This window comes from Caldimonas sp. KR1-144 (assembly GCF_049446155.1).
GTDB lineage: Bacteria > Pseudomonadota > Gammaproteobacteria > Burkholderiales > Burkholderiaceae_C > Rivibacter.
In genome coordinates, this window is the sequence record NZ_JBMSEE010000008.1 from 135,785 (window position 1) to 155,163 (window position 19,379).

Annotated in this window: 11 protein-coding genes and 1 pseudogene; 7 read left to right on the plus strand and 5 right to left on the minus strand. The window is 73.2% G+C overall.

The features are described 5' to 3' along the window. Nucleotides 1-6 precede the first annotated feature (6 nt). Together rrtA and glnE are read right to left on the minus strand one after the other, a co-directional pair. Nucleotides 7-600: a rhombosortase gene (rrtA, locus tag ACO2TI_RS18320; RefSeq protein WP_423286599.1), complete on the minus strand. Its 594-nt coding sequence runs from the start codon at nt 598-600 to the stop codon at nt 7-9. Then, nucleotides 597-3,380, minus strand: coding sequence for a bifunctional [glutamate--ammonia ligase]-adenylyl-L-tyrosine phosphorylase/[glutamate--ammonia-ligase] adenylyltransferase (glnE, locus tag ACO2TI_RS18325; RefSeq protein WP_423286601.1), 2,784 nt, complete (start codon nt 3,378-3,380; stop codon nt 597-599). The genes rrtA and glnE overlap by 4 nt, the downstream gene beginning before the upstream one ends. Nucleotides 3,381-3,495: 115 nt before the next feature. Here glnE and ACO2TI_RS18330 point away from each other — a divergent pair, with 115 nt between their 5' ends. Beyond that, nucleotides 3,496-7,767, plus strand: a complete 4,272-nt coding sequence (locus ACO2TI_RS18330; protein ID WP_423286603.1) for a YhdP family protein — start codon at nt 3,496-3,498, stop codon at nt 7,765-7,767. A gap of 62 nt (nt 7,768-7,829) precedes the next feature. Beyond that, on the plus strand, nt 7,830-8,657 hold the full coding sequence (locus ACO2TI_RS18335) for a carbon-nitrogen hydrolase family protein (RefSeq protein ID WP_423286604.1): 828 nt from the start codon (nt 7,830-7,832) through the stop codon (nt 8,655-8,657). 93 nt (nt 8,658-8,750) lie between these two features. On the opposite strand, the pseudogene ACO2TI_RS18340 reads toward ACO2TI_RS18335, so the two are convergent. Both ACO2TI_RS18340 and ACO2TI_RS18345 read right to left on the minus strand, forming a co-directional pair. After that, nucleotides 8,751-9,278: pseudogene (locus ACO2TI_RS18340) on the minus strand (HAD family hydrolase); the annotation flags it as partial. Between the two features lies 1 nt (nt 9,279). After that, on the minus strand, nt 9,280-10,554 hold the full coding sequence (locus ACO2TI_RS18345; protein WP_423286605.1) for a 2-octaprenyl-6-methoxyphenyl hydroxylase: 1,275 nt from the start codon (nt 10,552-10,554) through the stop codon (nt 9,280-9,282). A gap of 106 nt (nt 10,555-10,660) precedes the next feature. Between ACO2TI_RS18345 and ACO2TI_RS18350 the strand changes: the two genes are divergently transcribed. From ACO2TI_RS18350 to ACO2TI_RS18360, 3 genes are read left to right on the plus strand one after another with little or no spacing between them, the layout of a single operon-like run. Then, complete coding sequence (locus tag ACO2TI_RS18350) at nt 10,661-11,704, plus strand: SPFH domain-containing protein (RefSeq protein WP_423286606.1); 1,044 nt, start codon at nt 10,661-10,663, stop codon at nt 11,702-11,704. Nucleotides 11,705-11,713: 9 nt separating this feature from the next. Next, nucleotides 11,714-13,354 (plus strand): DUF4178 domain-containing protein, encoded by a 1,641-nt coding sequence (locus tag ACO2TI_RS18355; protein WP_423286608.1) that lies wholly within the window; start codon nt 11,714-11,716, stop codon nt 13,352-13,354. A 50-nt stretch (nt 13,355-13,404) separates the two neighbouring features. Further along, nucleotides 13,405-13,629 (plus strand): DUF350 domain-containing protein, encoded by a 225-nt coding sequence (locus ACO2TI_RS18360; RefSeq protein WP_423286610.1) that lies wholly within the window; start codon nt 13,405-13,407, stop codon nt 13,627-13,629. 194 nt (nt 13,630-13,823) lie between these two features. Here ACO2TI_RS18360 and ACO2TI_RS18365 read toward each other — a convergent pair whose 3' ends face one another. Beyond that, nucleotides 13,824-16,034, minus strand: a complete 2,211-nt coding sequence (locus ACO2TI_RS18365; RefSeq protein WP_423286611.1) for an SLC26A/SulP transporter family protein — start codon at nt 16,032-16,034, stop codon at nt 13,824-13,826. Between the two features lie 135 nt (nt 16,035-16,169). Here ACO2TI_RS18365 and ACO2TI_RS18370 point away from each other — a divergent pair, with 135 nt between their 5' ends. Together ACO2TI_RS18370 and ACO2TI_RS18375 are read left to right on the plus strand one after the other, a co-directional pair. Then, nucleotides 16,170-17,759 carry a polyamine aminopropyltransferase gene (locus ACO2TI_RS18370; RefSeq protein WP_423286612.1) on the plus strand — a complete coding sequence of 530 codons (1,590 nt, stop codon included), beginning with the start codon at nt 16,170-16,172 and terminating at the stop codon, nt 17,757-17,759. Then, nucleotides 17,756-19,378, plus strand: a complete 1,623-nt coding sequence (locus ACO2TI_RS18375) for an FAD-dependent oxidoreductase (RefSeq protein ID WP_423286614.1) — start codon at nt 17,756-17,758, stop codon at nt 19,376-19,378. The genes ACO2TI_RS18370 and ACO2TI_RS18375 overlap by 4 nt, the downstream gene beginning before the upstream one ends. The last annotated feature ends 1 nt before the right edge of the window (nt 19,379 follow it).

Sequence of the window (19,379 nt, forward strand, 5' to 3'; positions counted from 1 at the left end):
CGTGGCTCAGGCGGGCGGCTTTCGCGCACGCGACACGGCCACCGCGAGCGCGGCGCAGGCGGCGCCTGCAATGGCGCCGGCCGCATGCGCGAGCGGCGCGACCGCGATGTCCCAGCCTTGGGGGTGCGACAGCGGGCCGTGCCACGGCGCCTCGAGCACGACCTTGAGCGCGAGGCCTGCGGCGATCGCCGCGCCCAGCAGGCGTTCGCGCGCGCTGGCGCGCAGCGCCAGCTCGAGCGCCACCACCGCGACGCCCGCATGCAGCACGCCCGACAGCCCGCCGTAGCGCGCGAGAGCCGGCTGCAGCAGCAGCGCCAGGTGCGTCAGCGGCCACGCGGCCAGCCAGGCCAGCGCCGCCCGGGCCGGCACCCGCGCCGCAGCGCCCAGCGCGACGACGAGCGCGCCGCCGGCGAGGTTGGCGACCAGATGCAGCGTGCTCAGGTGCACCCAGGCCGCGCTCCACCAGCGCCAGGCCTGCGCGACGCGCTCGGGCCGCCAGTCGAGCCATGCGGTCGCACCGGGCGCGGCGGCGACCAGCAAGGACGGCAGCAGCAATGCGGCGCCGGCCGCGGCCCAGGCTGCGGCGCCGCGCGCGATCACGCGCCGAACACGGCGCGCGTCAGCGCGCGCACGGCGTCGCGCTCGCTCGCGAAGGCCGCGCCGTCGATCTGCGTCGGCGCTTCGTCGAGGCGCGCGCGGTGCTGCGCCCGACGCAGCTCCCGGTAGGCGTTGGCGGCGGCAACGCCGATGCCCGCGGGCAGCAGGCCCAGGCGCTCGGCGCGCTCGAGCAGCGCGATGTTGCCGGCGTCGTCGCGCAGCGGCGGGTGCTCGCGGCCGTGCGCCAGCACCAGGGCCTGCACGGCGAACTCGACATCGACCATGCCGCCGTCGCCGTGCTTGAGGTCGAACCTGCCGGCTGCGCACGGATGCGCGCCGCGCAGGCGCTCGCGCATCGCGCGCACCTCGGTGCGCAGCGCCTCGGTGTCGCGCGGCGCGGCGATGACGTTGCGCCGTACCGCCTCGACGCGCGCGGCCATCGACGCGTCGCCGGCGCACCAGCGCGCGCGCGTGATCGCCTGGTGCTCCCAGGTCCACGCGGTGTTGCTGCCGCGCTGTTCCTGGTAGCGCTCGAACGCGCCGATCGACGTGACCAGCAGGCCCGAATTGCCGTTGGGGCGCAGCGCGGTATCGATGTCGAACAGCTCGCCGGCCGCGGTGCGCAGCGTCAGCCAGGTGATCAGCTTGCGCGTGAAGGCCGCGTAGACCTCGACCGCGCGGTCGGGGTCGGGCTCGGCCTCGTCGTCGAACAGGAACACGAGGTCGAGGTCGCTGCCGTAGCCCAGTTCCTTGCCGCCGAGCTTGCCGTAGGCGACGACCGCGAAGCTCGGTTCCTCGCGATGGCGCTGTTTCAGGTGCTGCCAGGCCCAGCGGATCGCGGTGTCGAGCACGGTGTCGGCCAGGGCGGAGAGGTCGTCGGCGACCTGCTCGACGGTGAGCTTGCCCTCGACGTCGCGCACCAGGGTGCGAAACACCTCGGCGTGGTGGGCGCGGCGCAGCGTGTCGAGCAGCGATTCCTCGTCGGCCTGGCCGCTGCGCACCCACGCGGCGTGGCGCTCGTGCAGGTCGCGCGCGAAGGCATCGCGCTCGAAGCGGCCGTACAGCAGGCGCGCATCGGCCAGCTCGTCAATCACGCCGGGATGCCGCTTGAGGTAGCGCATCGGCCAACGCGCCAGGCCCAAGAGGCGCAGCAGACGCAGCAGCACCTCGGGCCGCTCGGCCAGCAAGGCGAGGTAGCTGTCGCGGCGCAGCAGCGGTTCGAGCCAATCGATGAAGTGCAGCACCGCCTCTTCGCGCACCTGCTCGTGGTCGATCGACTGCGCGGCGCGGCCGATCAGCTTGGCCAGCCGCAGCTTGGTGTCGTCTTTGAGCATCGCGACCTTCGGCGACGCCGCGAAGCTGCGCACGCGCTCGGCCAGCGCGGCGGGCAGCCGCTCGACGAAGGCCTCGCTGTCGATCGGCGGTGCCGGCTGGCCGCAACTCTTGCAGCCGCCGCCGTTGACCGGCGCGCGGCCGTCGTGCAGCAGCGCGTCGAACTCGGTGGCGACGAACTCGCGGTGCGCACACAGCTGTTCGATCAGCTCGCAGCAATCGGTGCGGCAGGCCAGGCCGAGCGAGCGTGCGATCCAGCCGAGGTCGCCATCCTCGGTCGGCAGCACGTGGGTCTGCTGGTCGTCGAGGAACTGGATGCGGTGCTCGAGGCGGCGCAGGAAGACGTAGGCCTCGGCCAGCTTCTTCGCCGTGTCGGGCTTCATCAGGCCGACCGCGACCAGGCGCTCGAGCGCCGTCAACGTCGGGCGCGTGCGCAGTTCGGGGAACTGGCCGCCGCGCACCACCTGCAGCAGCTGGACGATGAACTCGATCTCGCGGATGCCGCCGCGCGAGAGCTTGACGTCGTTGGCGCGCTCGGGCCGCCCGGCGGCGCGGCGCGCGGCCTCGTCGCGGATCTTGCGGTGCAGCTGGCGCAGGCCTTCGAACACGCCGTAGTCGAGGTAGCGGCGGAACACGAAGGGCACGACCACGCCGCGCAGCGCCAGCGCTTCGCCGCTGTGCACCGCCGCGCGCGGCGCGACGACGCGGCTCTTGAGCCAGGCAAAGCGCTCCCACTCGCGGCCCTGCACGAGGAAGTACTCCTCCAGCATCGCCAGGCTCACGACCGGCGGCCCGGAGTTGCCGTTCGGCCGCAGCGCGAGGTCGACGCGGAACACGAAGCCGTCGTCAGTGACATCGCCGATCAGCGCGTACAGCCGCTTGGCGATCGTGCCGAAGTACTCGTGCAGGCTCACCGCGCCCGAGCCGTCGGAAAGGCCGGCGGTGTGGCCGTCTTCCTCGTAGACGTAGATCAGGTCGATGTCCGACGAGACGTTGAGCTCGCGCGCGCCGAGCTTGCCCATGCCGAGCACCCAGAAGCCGCAGCGCGTGCCGCAGGCCTTGAGCGGCGGGCCGTGGCGCGCGTCGGCCTCGGCGAACGCCGCCTCGAGCGCGCGCTCGAGCGTCACCTCGGCCAGCAGGGTCATCGTGCGCGTGACGTCGGCCAGCGGCGCATGGCGTTCGATGTCGAGCACCGCCAGGCGCTCGATCACCACGTGGCGCGCAACCCGCAGCGCGGCGGCCAGCGGGCGCCCGCCTTGCAGCAGGCGATCGATCAGCGATTCGATGGCGGCGCGGTCCGGCGCGCCGTCGGCAAGGTCGGCCAGCAGCGCGATTTCGGCGGCGTAGCGGCGGCGCACCCGCTGCACGAAGCGTGCATGGTCGGCGGGCGCGGCTGCTGGAGCGTTGTCTTGGAGCTTGCTTGCCGCTGCTGCGACGGACAATGGGCCCATGAGCCTTGGCGGGTGGTTAACTCGTCTGTGCTAGGGTCGGCGCGTCGCTGGTGATCAGCGTGGGCTTCGGGCGTCGGCCCCGGGCAAGCCGCCTGTCACGCTGCCCGTTGTTTGCATGTCTTCCATTTCGCCGACCCCCGTTTCTGCCGCGCTGCCGCCTGCCTGGCGGCCAAGCCTGCTGGCTGCATCGCGCGTGGCGCTGCGCTGGCTGCTCGGTGCATGTGCCTTCGCCGCGATTCTCATCGGCGGCGCTTGGCTGATCCTCCAGTGGGGCATTCTGCCGCGGATCGACGACTGGCGCGCCCCACTCGAAGCAAGGGCCAGCGCGGCGATCGGGCGGCCGGTGCGCATCGGCGTCGTCAGCGCCAGCGGCCACGGCGGCTGGTCGCAGGCCATCGACCTGTCCGACGTGCGCGTGCAGGCCGCCGACGGCAGCGACGCGCTGGTGCTCGCGCGCGTGCGCGCCGTCGTCTCGCCGGCCTCGCTGCTGCACTGGCCGCCGCGCTTCGACGCGCTGCAGGTCGACGGCGTCGCGCTCGACGTACGCCGGCGCGCCGATGGTCACCTCGTCGTCGCCGGCATCGACCTCGGCGGCACCGACGGCGGCGCCAGCGACGACAGTGCCGCGGCCGACTGGCTGTTCAGCCAGCCCAGCCTCGCGCTCGCCGGCGGCACCCTGGTCTGGACCGACGAGGCGCGCGGCGCCGCGCCCATCACGCTGACCGGCGTCGACATCGCGCTGCGCAACGGCGTGCGCAGCCACGCGCTGCGCATCGACGCGACGCCGCCCGAAGCCTGGGGCGCGCGCTTCAGCCTGCGCGGGCGCTTCACGCAGCCGCTGCTGGGCAGCTTCAGCGAACTCGGGGAGCACGGCGCGGCCGTGCTCGCGCGCCCGAGCGACTGGCGGCGCTGGCGCGGCATGCTCTACGCCGAGTTCCCGCAGGCCGACATCGAACGGCTTCGTTCCCTGCTCGACGTGCCCGGCGCGCTGGCCAGCGGGCGCGGCGCATTGCGCGGTTGGTTCGACTGGCGCGCGGGCCGTATCGGTGGGCTGACGCTGGACGTCGCGCTGGCCGACGCGAGCGCGCAGCTCGCGCCCGAGCTGCAGCCCTTGGCGGTCTCGCAGCTGTCGGGGCGGCTGTCGATGCGCTTTGAGCCGCAAGCCGGCGAGGTCGCGCTCGAGCGCCTGGCCTTCACGACCGATGACGGCCTCGCTTGGCCGGCGGGCGACCTGCGCCTCGCGTGGCGCGAACGCCCCGCCGGCCCGACCGGCCCGACCGGCGCGGCCAGCGCACCGCCCTGGGCGCAGCTGGCCGGCGGCCAACTGCAGGCGCAGCGGCTCGACCTGGCGCTGCTGGCGCGCATCGCCGAGCGCCTTCCGCTGCCGCCCGACTGGCGCGAGCGCCTGGCTGAACTGGCGCCCGGCGGCGTCGTCCAGGGCCTCGACTGGCGCTGGGACGGCCGGCTCGACGCGCCCGAGCGCTACCGCGTGAGCGGCAGCGTGCAGCAGCTGTCGCTGGCCGCGGCCGGCGAAGTGGCTGCCGCGGCGGCTTCAGCGGCGGCTTCGGCGGCGGGCCTGGATGCGGCGCTGCCGCCCGAGCCGGCAGCGTCGCACGCGTCACACCAGGCCGCACGCCCCGGGCTGAGCGGCGCCGACATTGCGTTCTCGGCCACCGAGGCCGGCGGCGAGGCGCGCGTCGTGCTGGGCGCGGCCGGGGCCGGCTCGCTGAGCTTTCCGGGCGTGTTCGAGCAGCCGCGGCTGGCGTTCACGCGCCTGTCGGGCCAGGTTGCATGGACGCTGTCGTCCGACCGCCAGGAGGTGCGCGTGCGCGGCCTGGCCTTCGCCAACGACGACACCGAAGGCAGCGCAGACGCCACCTGGAGCCGCGTGCCCGGCGCGCCGGCGGCCGGCGTGCTCGAGCTCGGCGGCCGGCTGCTGCGCGCGCGCGCCGCGAGCGTGCCGCGCTACCTGCCGACCGGCGTGCCGGCCGACGTGCGCCACTACCTCGAACGCGCGATCCGCGGCGGCCAGGTCGGCGCGACGAGCTTTCGACTGAAGGGGCCGCTGCACGAGTTTCCGTTCGCGCAACCCGCGTCCGACAACAAGCCCGGTGCCAAGCCCGCCGCGGCGCGCGGCGAGTTCCGTGTCGTTGCCAAGCTCGAGGACGTGAACTTCGCCTACCTGCCCGGCGACGCCGGCCAAGCGGCCTGGCCGGCGTTCGCGCGCGTGCGCGGCGAGCTGATCTTCGATCGCGGCTCGATGGAGCTGCGCAACCTGCAAGCCGCGCTGGCCGAGGTCGGCAGCGGACAGGTCCAGCTGGCGCGGGTGCGCGGCGTCATCGCGGACCTGTCGCACCAGCCGCTGCTGGCGATCGAGGGCCAGGCCGCCGGTCCGCTGGCCGACCTGCTGCGTTTCGTCAACGTGTCGCCGGTCGGCGGGTGGCTGCACGGCGCGCTGGCCGATGCCAGCGCCACCGGCAACGCCGACCTCAAGCTCGCGCTTCAGATACCGCTTTCCGACGGCCATGCCAGCACGGTGCGCGGCGAGCTCGTGCTCGGCGGCAACGACGTGCGCTTGCGCCCCGATGTGCCGCTGCTCGCCAACGCAAAGGCGCGCATCGGCTTCAGCGAGCGCGACTTTTCGCTCAACGCCGGCAGCGCGCGCGCGCTCGGCGGCGACGTCGCCTTCGACGGCGCGCGCGCGCCCGACGGCGCCTACCGCTTCAACCTGCAAGGCACGCTCAGCGCCGAAGGCCTGCGGCGCGCGAGCGAGCTGGGGCCATGGTCGCGCCTGGCCGGCCAGCTCGGTGGCCAGACCAGCTACCGCGGCACGCTCGGCTTCGTGCAGGGCTGGCCCGAATGGCAGTTCAGCAGCAACCTCGTGGGCCTGTCGTCCGAGCTGCCGGCGCCGCTGCGCAAGGCGGCGGCCGACACGCTGCCGCTGCGCGTCGGTGCGAGCCTGCAGCAAGACGGCTTGAGCGCTGCGGCCGCGCGCGACGTGCTGCGCCTCGATCTGGGCACCAGCGCGGCGCCGGTGGCACAGGCGGAGATCCAGCGCGACTGGCGCGCCGACGGTGCCCAGGTGCGCGCCGCGGCGATCGGCATCGGCGAGGCGCCGCCCGCCGCTGTGCCGGGCGGTGCGGCGCGCATCAACCTGGCGATGCTCGACCTCGACGCCTGGCAGCGCGTCGGCGACCTGCTGCAAGGCGGTGGCGGCGCGGCCGCGCCGGGCGCACCGGCGGGCGCGGGCGACGGCTACCTGCCGGCGTCGATCGCGCTGCGCGCGCAGTCGCTGCTGCTCAACGGCCGCCGGCTCAACCGCGTGGTCGCCGGCCTGTCGCGCGGCACCGGCGCCGACGCCGGCCTGTGGCGCGCCAATGTCGATGCCGCCGAACTCAACGGCTACGTCGAGTGGCGCGGCGCCGGCGCCGGCGCGGTGCGCGCGCGCCTGGCGCGCCTGGCGCTGCCGGCCAGCGAGACCGAGGCGGTCGCGCAGCTGCTCGACCAGGCGCCGGCCAGCGTGCCGGCACTGGACATCGTGATCGACGACTTCGAGCTGCGCGGCAAGCGCCTGGGCAAGCTCGAGGTCGACGCCGTCAACCGCGCCGACGCCGGGGGCGAGTGGCGGCTCAACAAGCTTGCCGTCACCACCCCGGAGGCGCAGTTCAGCGCCACCGGCCGCTGGGCGCCGGCCGCGAACGCGGCGCAAAAGCGCCGCACCGAGCTCGACTTCAAGCTCGACGTCGGCGACAGCGGCGCGCTGCTCGCGCGGCTCGGCCAGGGCCAGGCGCTGCGCGGCGGCAAGGGGCGGCTTTCCGGCAAGCTGAACTGGCTGGGCGCGCCGTTCTCGATCGACTACAAGAGTCTCGGCGGAGAGCTCGCGATCTCGCTCGAGTCGGGCCAGTTCCTGCAGGCCGAGCCCGGCGTTGCGCGCCTGCTGGGCGTGCTGAGCCTGCAGTCGCTGCCCAGGCGGCTGCTGCTCGACTTCCGCGACGTCTTCAACGAGGGCTTCGCGTTCGACGCCATCACCGGCGACGCGCTCATCGAGCGTGGCGTCGCGAGCACGCGCAACCTGCGCATGCGCGGCGTGCAGGCGGTGGTGCTGATGGAAGGCATGGCCGACCTCGAGCGCGAGACGCAGGACCTGCGCGTGTGGATCGTGCCCGAGATCAATGCCGGCGCGGCCTCGCTCGCCTACGCGGTGATCAACCCGGCCATCGGCCTGGGCTCGTTCATCGCGCAGTGGATGCTGCGCCGCCCGCTCACCGAAGCCGGCACGCGCGAATTCCACGTCACCGGCACCTGGGCCGATCCCAAGGTCGACAAGATCGAAAAGCCCGGCGCGGTCGCCGGTGCAGCGTCCGCGCCACGCAGTCCTCCGCCCTGATGCACGTGGACGCGCGTTTGCAGTACACCTGATCCATCGTCGCGCCGCACAGGAGAACGATCATGCAGGTCGCTGCGATCCAGATGGTTTCCACGCCCAGCGTGGAGCGCAACCTCGCGCAAGCCCGCGACCTCGTCGCGCAGGCCGCGCAGGCCGGGGCCGAGCTGGTGGCCCTGCCCGAGTACTTCTGCCTGATGGGCCACAGCGATGCCGACAAGCTCTCGCACGCCGAGCGCCTGCTCGACGGCCCGATCCAGCGCATGCTGTCCGACACCGCGCGCGAGCACGGACTGTGGCTGGTCGGCGGCACCCTGCCGCTGATCCCCGAGGACGGCCCGTACGAACGCGTGCGCAACTGCTGCCTCGCGTTCGCGCCCGACGGCGAGCTCGCGGCGCGCTACGACAAGATCCACCTGTTCCGCTTCCATGACGGCGAGCGCCGCTACGACGAGGCCGCAACGCTGGAGCCCGGCACGACGCCGGCCGCCTTCGACGCGACCGACCGCGCCGGCGAGCGCTGGCGCGTCGGCCTGTCGGTCTGCTACGACCTGCGCTTTCCCGAGCTGTACCGCGCGCTGATGCAGCCCAGGTCCTGCGATCTGCTGCTCGTGCCCTCGGCCTTCACCTACCCGACCGGCCAGGCGCACTGGGAACTGCTGCTGCGCGCCCGCGCGGTCGAGAACCAGGCCTACGTGCTGGCGCCGGCGCAAGGCGGACGGCACGAGAACGGCCGCCGTACCTGGGGCCACTCGATGCTGGTCGATCCCTGGGGCGAGGTGCTGGCGCAGCAGGCGGCCGAGGGCGAAGGCCTCGTCGCCGGCACGCTGGCGCGCGCGCGGCTGTCGCAGGTGCGGGCGCAGCTGCCGGCGCTGGAGCACCGGGTGCTGTAGCGCGGGCTGCTCGACCGGCGGGGCCTGGAAGTCCTTGATCGTCTCGACATCGACAAGGCCAAACGCATCGCGTTCGGCCGTCACGCCCACGAAGGCCGTGCCGGCGAGCTGGGACGCCTGCCAGTCGGGCAGCGCGTCGCCGAAGAAGACGGTCGCGGCGCTGCCGTGACGGCGCGCGAGCTGGCACAGGGCCTGCGCTTTCGGCATATCACCCGCGAAGACGGCGTCGAAGCAGCCGAGAAGGCCGTGGCGTTCCAGCTGGAACCGAATTTCCGCGGCGGGCGCCGACGAGCAGAGATAGCGCGCTTGCGTCGCCGCCAGGACGAACGACCGAGCGCCGGGAATCATCGGCGCCGCGTCCAACCGCTCGCGCAGCAGTTCGTCATAGCGGCTCAGCATCGCGTTCAGCTCGGGTGTCGAGAGTTCGCGTCCCGTCGCCTCGACGTGGACCTGCTGCAGCTTCGCTCGCCGCGGCACGCCCCCGCGCCGCAGGATCGCGCGGCTGACGGCCTCGCGGTCAGTCGTGACCGATTCAAAGAGCGCGACCATCGCGTCGTGCTTGGCCATCGTCGTGCGAAGCAGGACACCGTCCAGGTCGAACACCAGCGCGGCGGCCTGCACGCTACAGCCGCGTCCCGAACATCATCTGCCGCGCCACCAGCCGCTTCACCGGCCCGAGCGCCTGCAGCGCCGCGAGGCCGACGCCGCGCGCGGTGGTGAGGCCCGGCGCCTGCCAGGTGAAGCTGCGGGCAAGGAAGTCGGTCGCGGCGATCAGGCCCCAGCGGTCGGGTGCGCGCTGCCATTCGACGCGGCGCAGCGCGGCGGCGATGTCGTGCGGCCGGTCGCGCAGCGCGACGACCAGCGCGTGCGCATCGCGCAGGCCCAGGTTGAGGCCCTGGCCCGCGACCGGGTGCAGCGTTTGCGCGGCGTTGCCGATGCGCACCTGGCGGTGAGCGACCAGTGTGCGCTCGGCATTGAGGCCGAGCGCGAAGGATTTCAGCGGCGACAGCGCGGCGATCGGCCCGACGCGCTCGGGCAGCACGGTCGACAGCAGCGCCAGGCGCTGCGCGTCGTCGAGCTCGCGCACCGGATCGTCGTCGCTGGCGACGCACCACACCAGCGCCGCGCGCGGCGCGCCTTCGGCCGAGGCCGGCAGCGGCAGCAGCGCGACCGGGCCCTGCGGCGTGAAGCGCTCGACCGCCATGCCCTCGAGCGAGCGCGTCAGCGTGACCTGGCCGACCCAGGCGGTCTGGCCGTAGTCGTGCGTCACTGCCTTGCGCGCCTGCTCGGCGAACACGCCGCCCTCGCCGATCACCGCGAGGTCGAAGCGTTCGGCGATGCCGGCGTCGATCTCGACGCCGTCGTCCACGTCCTTGATCGCCGTCACCCTGCTGCCGAAGCGCGCGCCCAGGCGCTGCGGCTCGCGTGCCGCAGCGGCCAGCCACGCGGCCTGCAGCGGCGCGACGATGGCGCCATAGCTGGCCACGGCGCCGAGCTGCGCGACGCCCAGCTCGCTCGCCTGGATCAGCACCTCGGGCTCGGCGCTCGCGCCCGTGTCACCGGTCGCGCCGAAGCCGACGCGCCGGCGCACCGCGTCGATCAGGTCGGGCAGCAAGGCCGGCTGCTGCTGCGAGACGTGCACCGAGCGGATCGCTTCGGCGTCGCGCGCGATCGCGTCCCACACGCCCAGGCGCTCGAAGACCTGCAGGCTGCCGAGCGCGAGTGCCAGCGTGCGCGCGTCGCGCGAGACGTCGGCATCGGCGGCGCGCGCATCGAAGACGGTCAGTCGTGCGGTTGGCAGCGCCTGCGCGGCGTGCAGCGCGAGCGCCAGGCCGACAGGCCCGGCGCCGACGACGGCGATCGACAGCGACGGCGGCGGATCGGTGTGGCTGGCCATGGTCATGTTGTCGTCATCCCGAAGGGCGCGAGGCGTGCCGCGCCGGCCCTATGATGCGCCCGCATTGTGGCGCGCCGCGCCCGCATCGATCGCGAAAGGTGTCGACATGGCCCTGATGGATTTCATCAAGAAGCAGTTCATCGACGTCATCGAATGGACCGAGGACAGCGACGGCACGCTGGCGTGGCGATTCCCGATGGCCGACCGCGAAATCCAGAACGGCGCGATGCTGACCGTGCGCGAGTCGCAGATGGCGGTGTTCGTCAACGAGGGCCAGGTCGCGGACGTGTTCGGCCCCGGACTGCACAAGCTGACGACGCAGACGCTGCCGGTGCTGACCAACCTCAAGAACTGGGACAAGCTCTTCGCCAGCCCGTTCAAGAGCGACGTCTACTTCTTCAGCACGCGCCAGCAGGTCGACCAGCGCTGGGGCACCTCGCAGCCGGTGACGATCCGCGACGCCGAGTTCGGCGCGGTGCGCCTGCGCGCCTTCGGCAACTACGCGTTTCGCATCGCCGACCCGAAGCTGTTCCACACCGAGATCTCAGGCACGCGCGAGCGCTACACCGTGGCCGACCTCGACGGCCAACTGCGCGCGCTGATGCTGCAGCACATCAGCGACGCGGTCGCCTCGGCCGGCGTGCCCTTCCTCGACCTCGCGGCCAACCAGGTCGAGTTCGCTGCCAAGCTGCAAGGCGCCACCGCGCCGGCCTTCGCCAAGATCGGCCTCGCGCTCGACATGGTGACGGTGCAGAACCTGTCGCTGACCGAGGAGCTGCAGAAGATCCTCGACCAGAAGATCGGCATGGGCATGGTCGGCAACGACATGGGCAAGTTCATGCAGTACCAGACCGCGCAGGCGATCCCCAAGCTGGCCGAAGGCGCCGGCGCGGGCGGCGGCAGCGTGGCCGGCGATGCGATCGGCCTCGGTGCTGGCGTGGCGCTCGGCCAGGTGCTCGCGCAGAACCTGCAGCAGGGCCTGCAGGGGCAGCCGGCCGCAGCGCCTGCCGCACCCGCCGCCCCGGCCGCGCCGACGCACGACCAGATCATGGCGCTGATCGAGAAGCTGGGCGACCTCAAGGCCAAGGGCATCCTGACCGACCAGGAGTTCAGCGAGAAGAAGGCCGAGCTGCTCAAGAAACTGACCTAAGCCAAGCGCTTGGCCTCGCCTTCGTCATCGCCGCAGCGCGCCTGGCGCGCTGCGTGCCCCAATTGCGGCGCGCCGGTCGAGTTCCGCTCGGCCGCGTCGGCCAGCGCCGTCTGCGGCTTTTGCAAGAGCACGTTGCTGCGCGAGGGCGAGGCGCTGCGGCGCATCGGCCGCGTCGGCGAGCTGTTCGACGACCACTCGCCGCTCGCGCTCGGCACGCAGGGTCGCTTCCAGGGCGAGGGCTTCGTGCTGGTCGGCAGGCTCCAGTACCGCTACGACGGCGGCACCTGGAACGAGTGGCGCGCGCTGTTCGACAGCGGACGAAGCGGCTGGCTGTCGGAGGACAACGGCGCCTTCGTGTTCTCGTTCGACGCACCGCTCGACGAGCCGGCGCCGCCGGCGGACGAGCTGGTGGCCGGCGAGCGCCGGCTGGTGGCCGGCCAGGCCTGGGACGTCGCCTCGGTCACGCGCACCGCGCTGATCGCGGCCGAAGGCGAGCTCGCGAAGCCGCCGAACCAGCGCGAGCCCTTCGTCGTGGCCGACCTGCGCAATGCGCAGGGCGAGGTCGCCACGCTCGACTACGGCGATGCGAAGGCGGTCGGCTGGTCGGTCGGCCGGCCGGTCGAGCTGTCGGCGCTGTCGCTCGTGGGCCTGGCGGTGGCCAGCGACGGCGCAGAGGTCGCCGAGAAGACGCTCGCCGCGCGTGCGCTCGACTGCCCGAGCTGCGGCGCCGCGCTCGAGGTCACGCTCGCGAGCACGCAATCGATCGTCTGCCACCAGTGCAAGGCGGTGGTCGATGTCTCCCAAGGCGCCGGCGCCGACCTCGCCGCGGCGAACCGCAGCCACTACGGCCAGGACACGCCCGGCAGCGGCGGCGAGCCGCTGATCCCGCTCGGCGCGACCGGCTCGCTTGGGCTGGGCGGACCGACCCGGCGCTGGCAGGTGGTTGGCTACGTCGAGCGCCACACCGTGCCTGGCCCGGGCGACGACGGCGAGAGCTGGTTCTGGCGCGAATACCTGCTGTACCACCGCGGCGAAGGCTTCGCCTTCCTCGTCGATGCCGAGGACGGCTGGAGCTGGGTGCGCACGATCAGCGGCGCGCCGCAGCGCGTCGACGGCTCGCGCGTGAAGTGGCGCGGCGTCGAGTACCGGATGAAGGAGCGCTACATCGGCGAGATCGGCTACGTGCTCGGCGAGTTCTACTGGAAGCTCGAGCGCGGCGCGCGCACCGACAACACTGATTACACCGGCAGCGGCGCAAACGCGAAGAAGCGCCTCAACCGCGAGCAGACGGCCGCAGCCGGCACGCAGGAGGTCACCTGGTCGGCCGGCGAGACGCTCGACGCCGACGCGGTGCTGAGCGCCTTCGGCCTCGGGCCCGAGCGCAGCGCCGCGTTCGCGCGTGACGCGCAACCGGTGGCCGGCCGCAGCGGCGGCACGCTGGCCGGCCTGTTCGTGTTCCTGCTGCTCGTCGTGCTGGTGTTCGCGATGGTGCGCTGCAGCCGCGACGATTGCCGCGAACTCCGGCAGCTCTACGGCGAGGCCAGCAGCGAGTACCAGCAATGCCAGCGCAGCGCCGGCAGCAGCGGCGGCTCGCGCGGCTATGGCGGCTCGTTCGGCGGTTTCAGCAGCGGCGGCGGCGGACACAAGTAGCGCCGCGCCGCGTTTCCCCTTCAACCCATCAGTCCCACGGAGGTGCAAGCATGAACGGCATCGAATGGATCCGGCCCGTCGCGTTCTTCGGTTCGATCGCCTACGCGATCATCGGCGTGGCGGTGTTCTGGGCCAGCTTCGTCATCGTCGACCGGCTCACGCCCTACGACCTGTGGGCCGAGATCGTCGAGAAGAAGAACGTCGCGCTGGCCATCGTCGTCGGCGCGATGTGCCTGGGCATTTCGGTCATCGTGGCCGCGGCGATCCACGGCTAGGAGTCCGGGCGGCAGAAATCCGTGCCCGCGTTGCGCCTGCAAGGGGCCGCAGGCAAGGCGCGGTGCGCAGCCCGGACCGCCCGGGCAAGCGCCGCAACGCCGCATGCGGCCCCTTGCAGGCGCAACCCGAAGGGCCGGGGCGAGTCGCGGCGCGGGCACGGATTTCTGCCGCCCAGACTCCTAGGCGAGGCCGCTCAGCGCTGCAAGCCCTCGACCACGCGCGTGAGGCGGACCGCGCGCAGCGCCACCAGGCGCAGCAGCAGCGCATCGAGAAAGCGCGCCAGCTGCGGCTCTTCGTCGGCGAGCCGGTGCCAGGCCTCGCGGTCGAGCGATCGCACGACGCTGTCGCGGTCCGCCACGACGCTCGCGCTTCGCCGGGCGTCGAGCACGAAGCCGATCTCACCGATGAGACTGCCGGCGCGCATGGTCTCGAGGCGGACCGCCGCGCCCGCGCCGTCGCGCTCGAGCTGGGCCGTGAACTGGCCCGACTCGACGATGAAGATCGCGTCGGAAGGATCGCCTTCCCGGATGATGGTCTCGCCGGTGGCCACCTCGCGGCTCGCCATGCGCGCGAGCAGTGCATCGACGCGCGGCGCGTCCGGCACCAGCGCCAGCAGCTGATCGCGCAGCGGCGCGTCGGCCTGCGAATCGCCGAGACCGGCATCGTCGAGCAGGCGTTGTTCGCACCACTCGATGCCGTGGTCGAGGTCGGCAAAGCTGCGCGGACAGGCTGCGCCGTCGAGCTCTCGCCAACCGCGTTCGATGTGCGGCCTCAGCGCGGAGACGACCAGCTCGATGCCGTGGTGCTCGGCATGCTGACGCAGCTTGTCGAAGCACAGCAGCGCCGTCGAGTCGAGCCCGGTGACGTGCTCGAAATCGAGCAGCACGAATCGCAGGTCCGGCCCGAGCCGAAGCTGCAACCGGTCGACCAGCTGACTGGCGGTGCCGAAGAAGACGAAGCCTTGCAGCTTGAAGACCAGCAGTCGGCCGGCGTGCGCCTGCAGCCACTGCCGCTGCCGCGGGCCGAACTGCACGCGGCTGTGCACGCGATCGCCGGCCAGCTCGAAGCGCACCACGTCGATGCGGCTGTAGCTGATGACGAACAGCGCGGTGGCCGCGACCAGTCCGACCGCGACGCCCCACAGGAAATCGGTCGCGACGATGACGGCAAAGATCGCCACCACGACCGCATGGTCGCCACGCGGCATGGTGCGCCGCGCGCGCAGCAGCCACTCGAGCAGCAGCTCCGATCCGATGTACATGAGCAGGCCGCCCATCACGAGGCGCGGAGCGGCCGCCACGGCCGCAGTGCCGAGCAGCGCGGTCGACAGCAGCAGCACCGCGACCACCAGGCCGGGTAGCCGCCGGCCGCCGGCCAGCGTGTGACCCAGGCTGCTCAGGCTGATCGCCGTGTAGCCGATCAGGCCGCCGGCCAGCGCACTGCCGACGTTGGCGGCGCCATGAACCAGGAGCTCGCGGTCGAGCGACAGGTTGCGCTTGATGACGAGTTCGAGCGCGCTCGTGTTCAACAGCAGCGCGAGCGTGCCGATCAGGACCGCCGGGGCGCACGCCGGCAGGGCCGATGCCAGGGCACGCCAGTCGACCGCCGCCAGCGTGCGCGCATCGAGCGGCCAGCGCCAGGCCAGATCCTTCGGGAACGGGCCGAGCAGCCAGCCCTCGGCCTCGACGCCGCTGGGCGAGCGGCCGAGGGCGAGCATCACGCCGTAGAACCCGACCGTCGCCATCGCGCACACGGCGACCAGCACGGTGGGATGGGGCCATCGCCGCACCACCAGCAGCATGAGCGCGCCGACCGCTGCGGCCGGCAGCCACCTCGCCATCACGCCCGGTTCCAGCAACGCCGGCCCGAAGGACGCGTTGGCCGCCACGCCGATGCCGCCGATCACCAGCATCCCGCCCGTCCCGGCGAGGAAGCCGCCCATGACGGGCAGCGGCAGGTAGCGCGCCAAGGCGCCCAGCCGAAACACGCTGAACGCCATGTAGACGGCCCCCATGGCCAGCGTCACGATGAACATCAGCACCGTTGCGGTCGCCGCGCGGGCCTCCGGCGACGCCTGCGGCATGGCCGCCATCGCCGCCGCGGCACCGACGGCCAGGATCACGCCGGGCGCGTCCTGGGTGGTGCCGGTCGCGCCGCCGTACGAGCCCAGGAGGCTGATGACGGCCACGAGCAGCGCCACGCCGATCAGCATGCCCGACAGGGACTGCCCGAGCTGGGGCGCCAGCGGGCCGGCGTAGACCAGCGCCGCGATCGAGAGGGTCAGGATCGCCACCAGCGGGTACAGGATCACCGCTGCCGCAGCCGACGCGAGCAGGCTGCGCGGAGCCAGCTCGTCGGCGAGCCGCGTTCCGGGATGCGCTGCGATCGGCGAGGTGACGCTCATGGGCATCCTCCGTGCTGCGCACGCCGGCATGCGCCCCTTCGACTCGGCTCAGGGCAGGCTCGGGAGCGAGCCCGGCGCGCCATGCTAGCAGCGCGCTCCCGCCCGCCCGGCGCCGATCGGAGATGATCGCCGGCCATGGAGCTGCCTGCCAACACCGCACCGACGACCGCCGGCCGCGTTCGACCCGCCGAGCTGGCGCTGCTGGCCTCGGTCTTCGTCGTCGCGGCCTGCGGCCTGGTCTACGAGCTGGTCGCGGGCGCCTTGGCCAGCGTGCTGCTGGGCGACTCGGTGCTGCAGTTCTCGACCGTGATCGGCAGCTACCTGTTCGCGATGGGCGTGGGCTCCTGGCTGAGCAAGCTGGTCGAGCGCCAGCTGGTGGCGCAGTTCCTGCGCGTCGAGCTGCTGGTGGCGGTGGCCGGCGGCCTGCTGCCGGCGCTGCTGTACGCGGTGCACGGCTCGCTGCCGGCGTCGAGCGCGCTGCCGTTTCGGATCGCGCTGTACGGCCTGGTGCTGGTGGTCGGCATCCTCGTCGGTCTCGAGATCCCGCTGGTGATGCGCATCCTCAAGCGCCACTTCAGCGAACGCTACGCGCTCAAGGACCTGGTCGCGCAGGTGCTGACCTTCGACTACCTCGGCGCGCTGGCCGTCTCGATCGCGTTTCCGCTGCTGCTGGTGCCGCACCTGGGCCTGGTGCGCACCGCGGTGCTGTTCGGCCTGCTCAACGCCGCGGTCGCGGTCTGGGCGCTGCTGCTGTTTCGCGCCGAGCTGCGCGCCTGGGGGCGGCATGCGCTGGCCTGCGCCGGCGTGATCGCGCTGCTGGTCGGCGCGTTCGCGGCGGCCGACGTGCTCAGCCGCTGGGCCGAGGACCGCTTCTACGGCGAGCACATCGTGTTCGCGCGCCAGTCGAGCTACCAGCGCGTGGTCGTCACGTCGTCAGGCGCCGGCGTGCGGCTGTTCCTCAACGGCAACTTGCAGTTCCACTCGCGCGACGAGTACCGCTACCACGAGGCGCTGGTGCATCCGGCGATGCTCGCGCACGGCGCGCCCCAGCGCGTGCTGGTGCTCGGCGGCGGCGACGGCATGGCGGTGCGCGAGATCCTCAAGCACCCGAGCGTCGAGCGCATCACGCTGGTCGAACTCGACCCGCTGATGACGCAGCTGTTCGCGGGCGAGCCGATGCTGACGCGCCTCAACGCCGACGCGCTCGCATCGCCCAGGCTGCGCGTCGTCAACGAGGACGCCTGGACCTGGCTGGACCGTCACGACGAGATGTTCGACGTCGTCGTCATCGACTTCCCCGATCCGAGCAACCACGCGGTCGGCAAGCTCTACACGACGAGCTTCTACGCGCTCGTCGAGCGCCACCTGGCGGCCAGCGGCTACGTGGTCGTGCAGAGCACCTCGCCGCTGGTCGCGCGCAAGAGCTACTGGACGGTGGCGGCCACGCTCGAGGCCGTGGGCCTGAGCGTCACGCCCTACCACGCGCATGTGCCGAGCTTCGGCGAATGGGGCTTCGTGATCGCGAGCCGCCGGCCGTTCGACATCGGCGCGGTGCAGCGCCGCGAGAGCTGGCCGAGCGGGCTGCGCTTCCTCACGCCGCAGGGCTTGCCGGCGCTGTTCGACTTCCCGCCCGACATGGCGCGCGTCGCGGCCGAGCCGAACCGGCTGTCGACGCAGTCGCTGGTGCACACCTTCGAAGAGGAATGGGGACGGGTGCACGAATGATGCGCCGGCGCACGCTGCTGACGGCCGCGGCGGCGGCGCCGCTGTGGGCCGGCTGCGAACGAACGGACGCCCCGGCGTTCGATGGCGGCTGGGTCGGTGCGAACGCGGTGCGCGGCCATGCGTGGCGCGACGGCGCCGAGCGCATCACGCCCTCGACGACCAAGCGCACCGCGGTCGCGATCGTCGGCGCGGGCATCGCCGGCCTCGCGGCCGCGCGCGCATTGCGCCGGGCGGGCATCGACGACCTGCGCGTGTTCGAGCTCGAAGACCAGGCCGGCGGCAACGCGCGCGGCCACGAGATCGCCGGCATCGCCTGCCCGCTCGGCGCGCACTACCTGCCGCTGCCGGGGCGCGAGGCGCGCGAGGTGAGCGAGTGGCTGCACGAACTCGGCCTGGCGCGCAGCGAGCACGGCGGCACCGTCTGGGACGAGCGCCACCTGTGCCATGCGCCGCAGGAACGGCTGCTGCTGCGCGAGGGCGGCGCGGGGCGCTGGATCGACGGACTGCTGCCGCTGGCCGATCCGGGGGCGTCGACGCTCGCGGCGCTGCGGCGCTTTGCCGGCGCGGTGCGCGAGGTGCAGCGGCTGGGCTTCTCTCAGCCGACGCTGCGCAGCCGCTGGACGCCGACGCATGCGGCGCTCGACGCGGTGAGCTTTGCGGCGTGGCTCGACGCCAACGGCCACGCCGACCCCGCGCTGCGCTGGTACCTCGACTACTGCTGCCGCGACGACTACGGCGCCGGCAGCGCGCGCGTCTCGGCCTGGGCCGGCCTGCATTACTTCGCCAGCCGCCACGGCTTCCATGCGCCCGGCGAGGGCCGCGACGAGCCGCTCGATCCGGTGCTGACCTGGCCCGAGGGCAATGCCTGGCTGGCGCGGCGGCTCGCGGCCGGGCTCGACGACCGGCTCGCGACCGGCGCGGTGGTCGAGCGCATCGCGCCGTCGCGCCACGAGGTCGCACTCGACGTGCTGGATGCGCGCGGCGGGCGCACGCGCTGGATCGCGCAGCACGCGATCGTGTGCGTGCCCTTGTTCGTCGCGGCGCGCCTGGTCGAGAACGCGCCGCCCGTGCTGGCGCAGGCCGCGCGCGCGATGCACTACGCCCCGTGGCTGGTGAGCAATCTGCATGTGCGCGAGCCGCTCGCGCAGCGCGCCGGCGCGCCCGCGGCCTGGGACAACGTGCTGCACGAAAGCCCGGCGCTCGGCTACGTCGACGCGCGCCACCAGCTGCTCGATCCGCGGCCCGGCGCGACGGTGCTGACGCACTACTGGGCGCTCGGCGGCAACTCGGTGCAAGAGGCTGCGGGGCAGCGCCGCGCGCTGCTCGATCGACCGTGGCGCGACTGGGCGCAGGCGGTGCTCGACGACCTGGCGTTCGCGCACCCCGACCTCGCCGCCAAGACCGCGCGCATCGACCTGATGCGCTACGGCCACGCGATGGCGATCCCGGTGCCGGGGCTGCGCGGCCATGCGGCGCTGGCCGCGCTGGCGCGCGAAGGCGAGGGCGCGCAGCGGCGGCTGCACTTCGCGCATGCCGACCTGTCGGCGCAGTCGGTGTTCGAAGAAGCCTTCACGCGCGGCACGCTCGCCGGCGAGGCGGCGGCGCGGGCCCTTGCGTGAC

Excerpts from the sequence above, each read along its gene's own strand:
- glnE (WP_423286601.1), bottom strand. The coding sequence starts at position 3,380 with ATGGGCCCATTGTCCGTCGCAGCAGCGGCAAGCAAGCTCCAAGACAAC.
- ACO2TI_RS18330 (WP_423286603.1), top strand. The coding sequence starts at position 3,496 with ATGTCTTCCATTTCGCCGACCCCCGTTTCTGCCGCGCTGCCGCCTGCC.
- ACO2TI_RS18335 (WP_423286604.1), top strand. The coding sequence starts at position 7,830 with ATGCAGGTCGCTGCGATCCAGATGGTTTCCACGCCCAGCGTGGAGCGC.
- ACO2TI_RS18345 (WP_423286605.1), bottom strand. The coding sequence starts at position 10,554 with ATGGCCAGCCACACCGATCCGCCGCCGTCGCTGTCGATCGCCGTCGTC.
- ACO2TI_RS18350 (WP_423286606.1), top strand. The coding sequence starts at position 10,661 with ATGGCCCTGATGGATTTCATCAAGAAGCAGTTCATCGACGTCATCGAA.
- ACO2TI_RS18360 (WP_423286610.1), top strand. The coding sequence starts at position 13,405 with ATGAACGGCATCGAATGGATCCGGCCCGTCGCGTTCTTCGGTTCGATC.
- ACO2TI_RS18365 (WP_423286611.1), bottom strand. The coding sequence starts at position 16,034 with ATGAGCGTCACCTCGCCGATCGCAGCGCATCCCGGAACGCGGCTCGCC.
- ACO2TI_RS18370 (WP_423286612.1), top strand. The coding sequence starts at position 16,170 with ATGGAGCTGCCTGCCAACACCGCACCGACGACCGCCGGCCGCGTTCGA.
- ACO2TI_RS18375 (WP_423286614.1), top strand. The coding sequence starts at position 17,756 with ATGATGCGCCGGCGCACGCTGCTGACGGCCGCGGCGGCGGCGCCGCTG.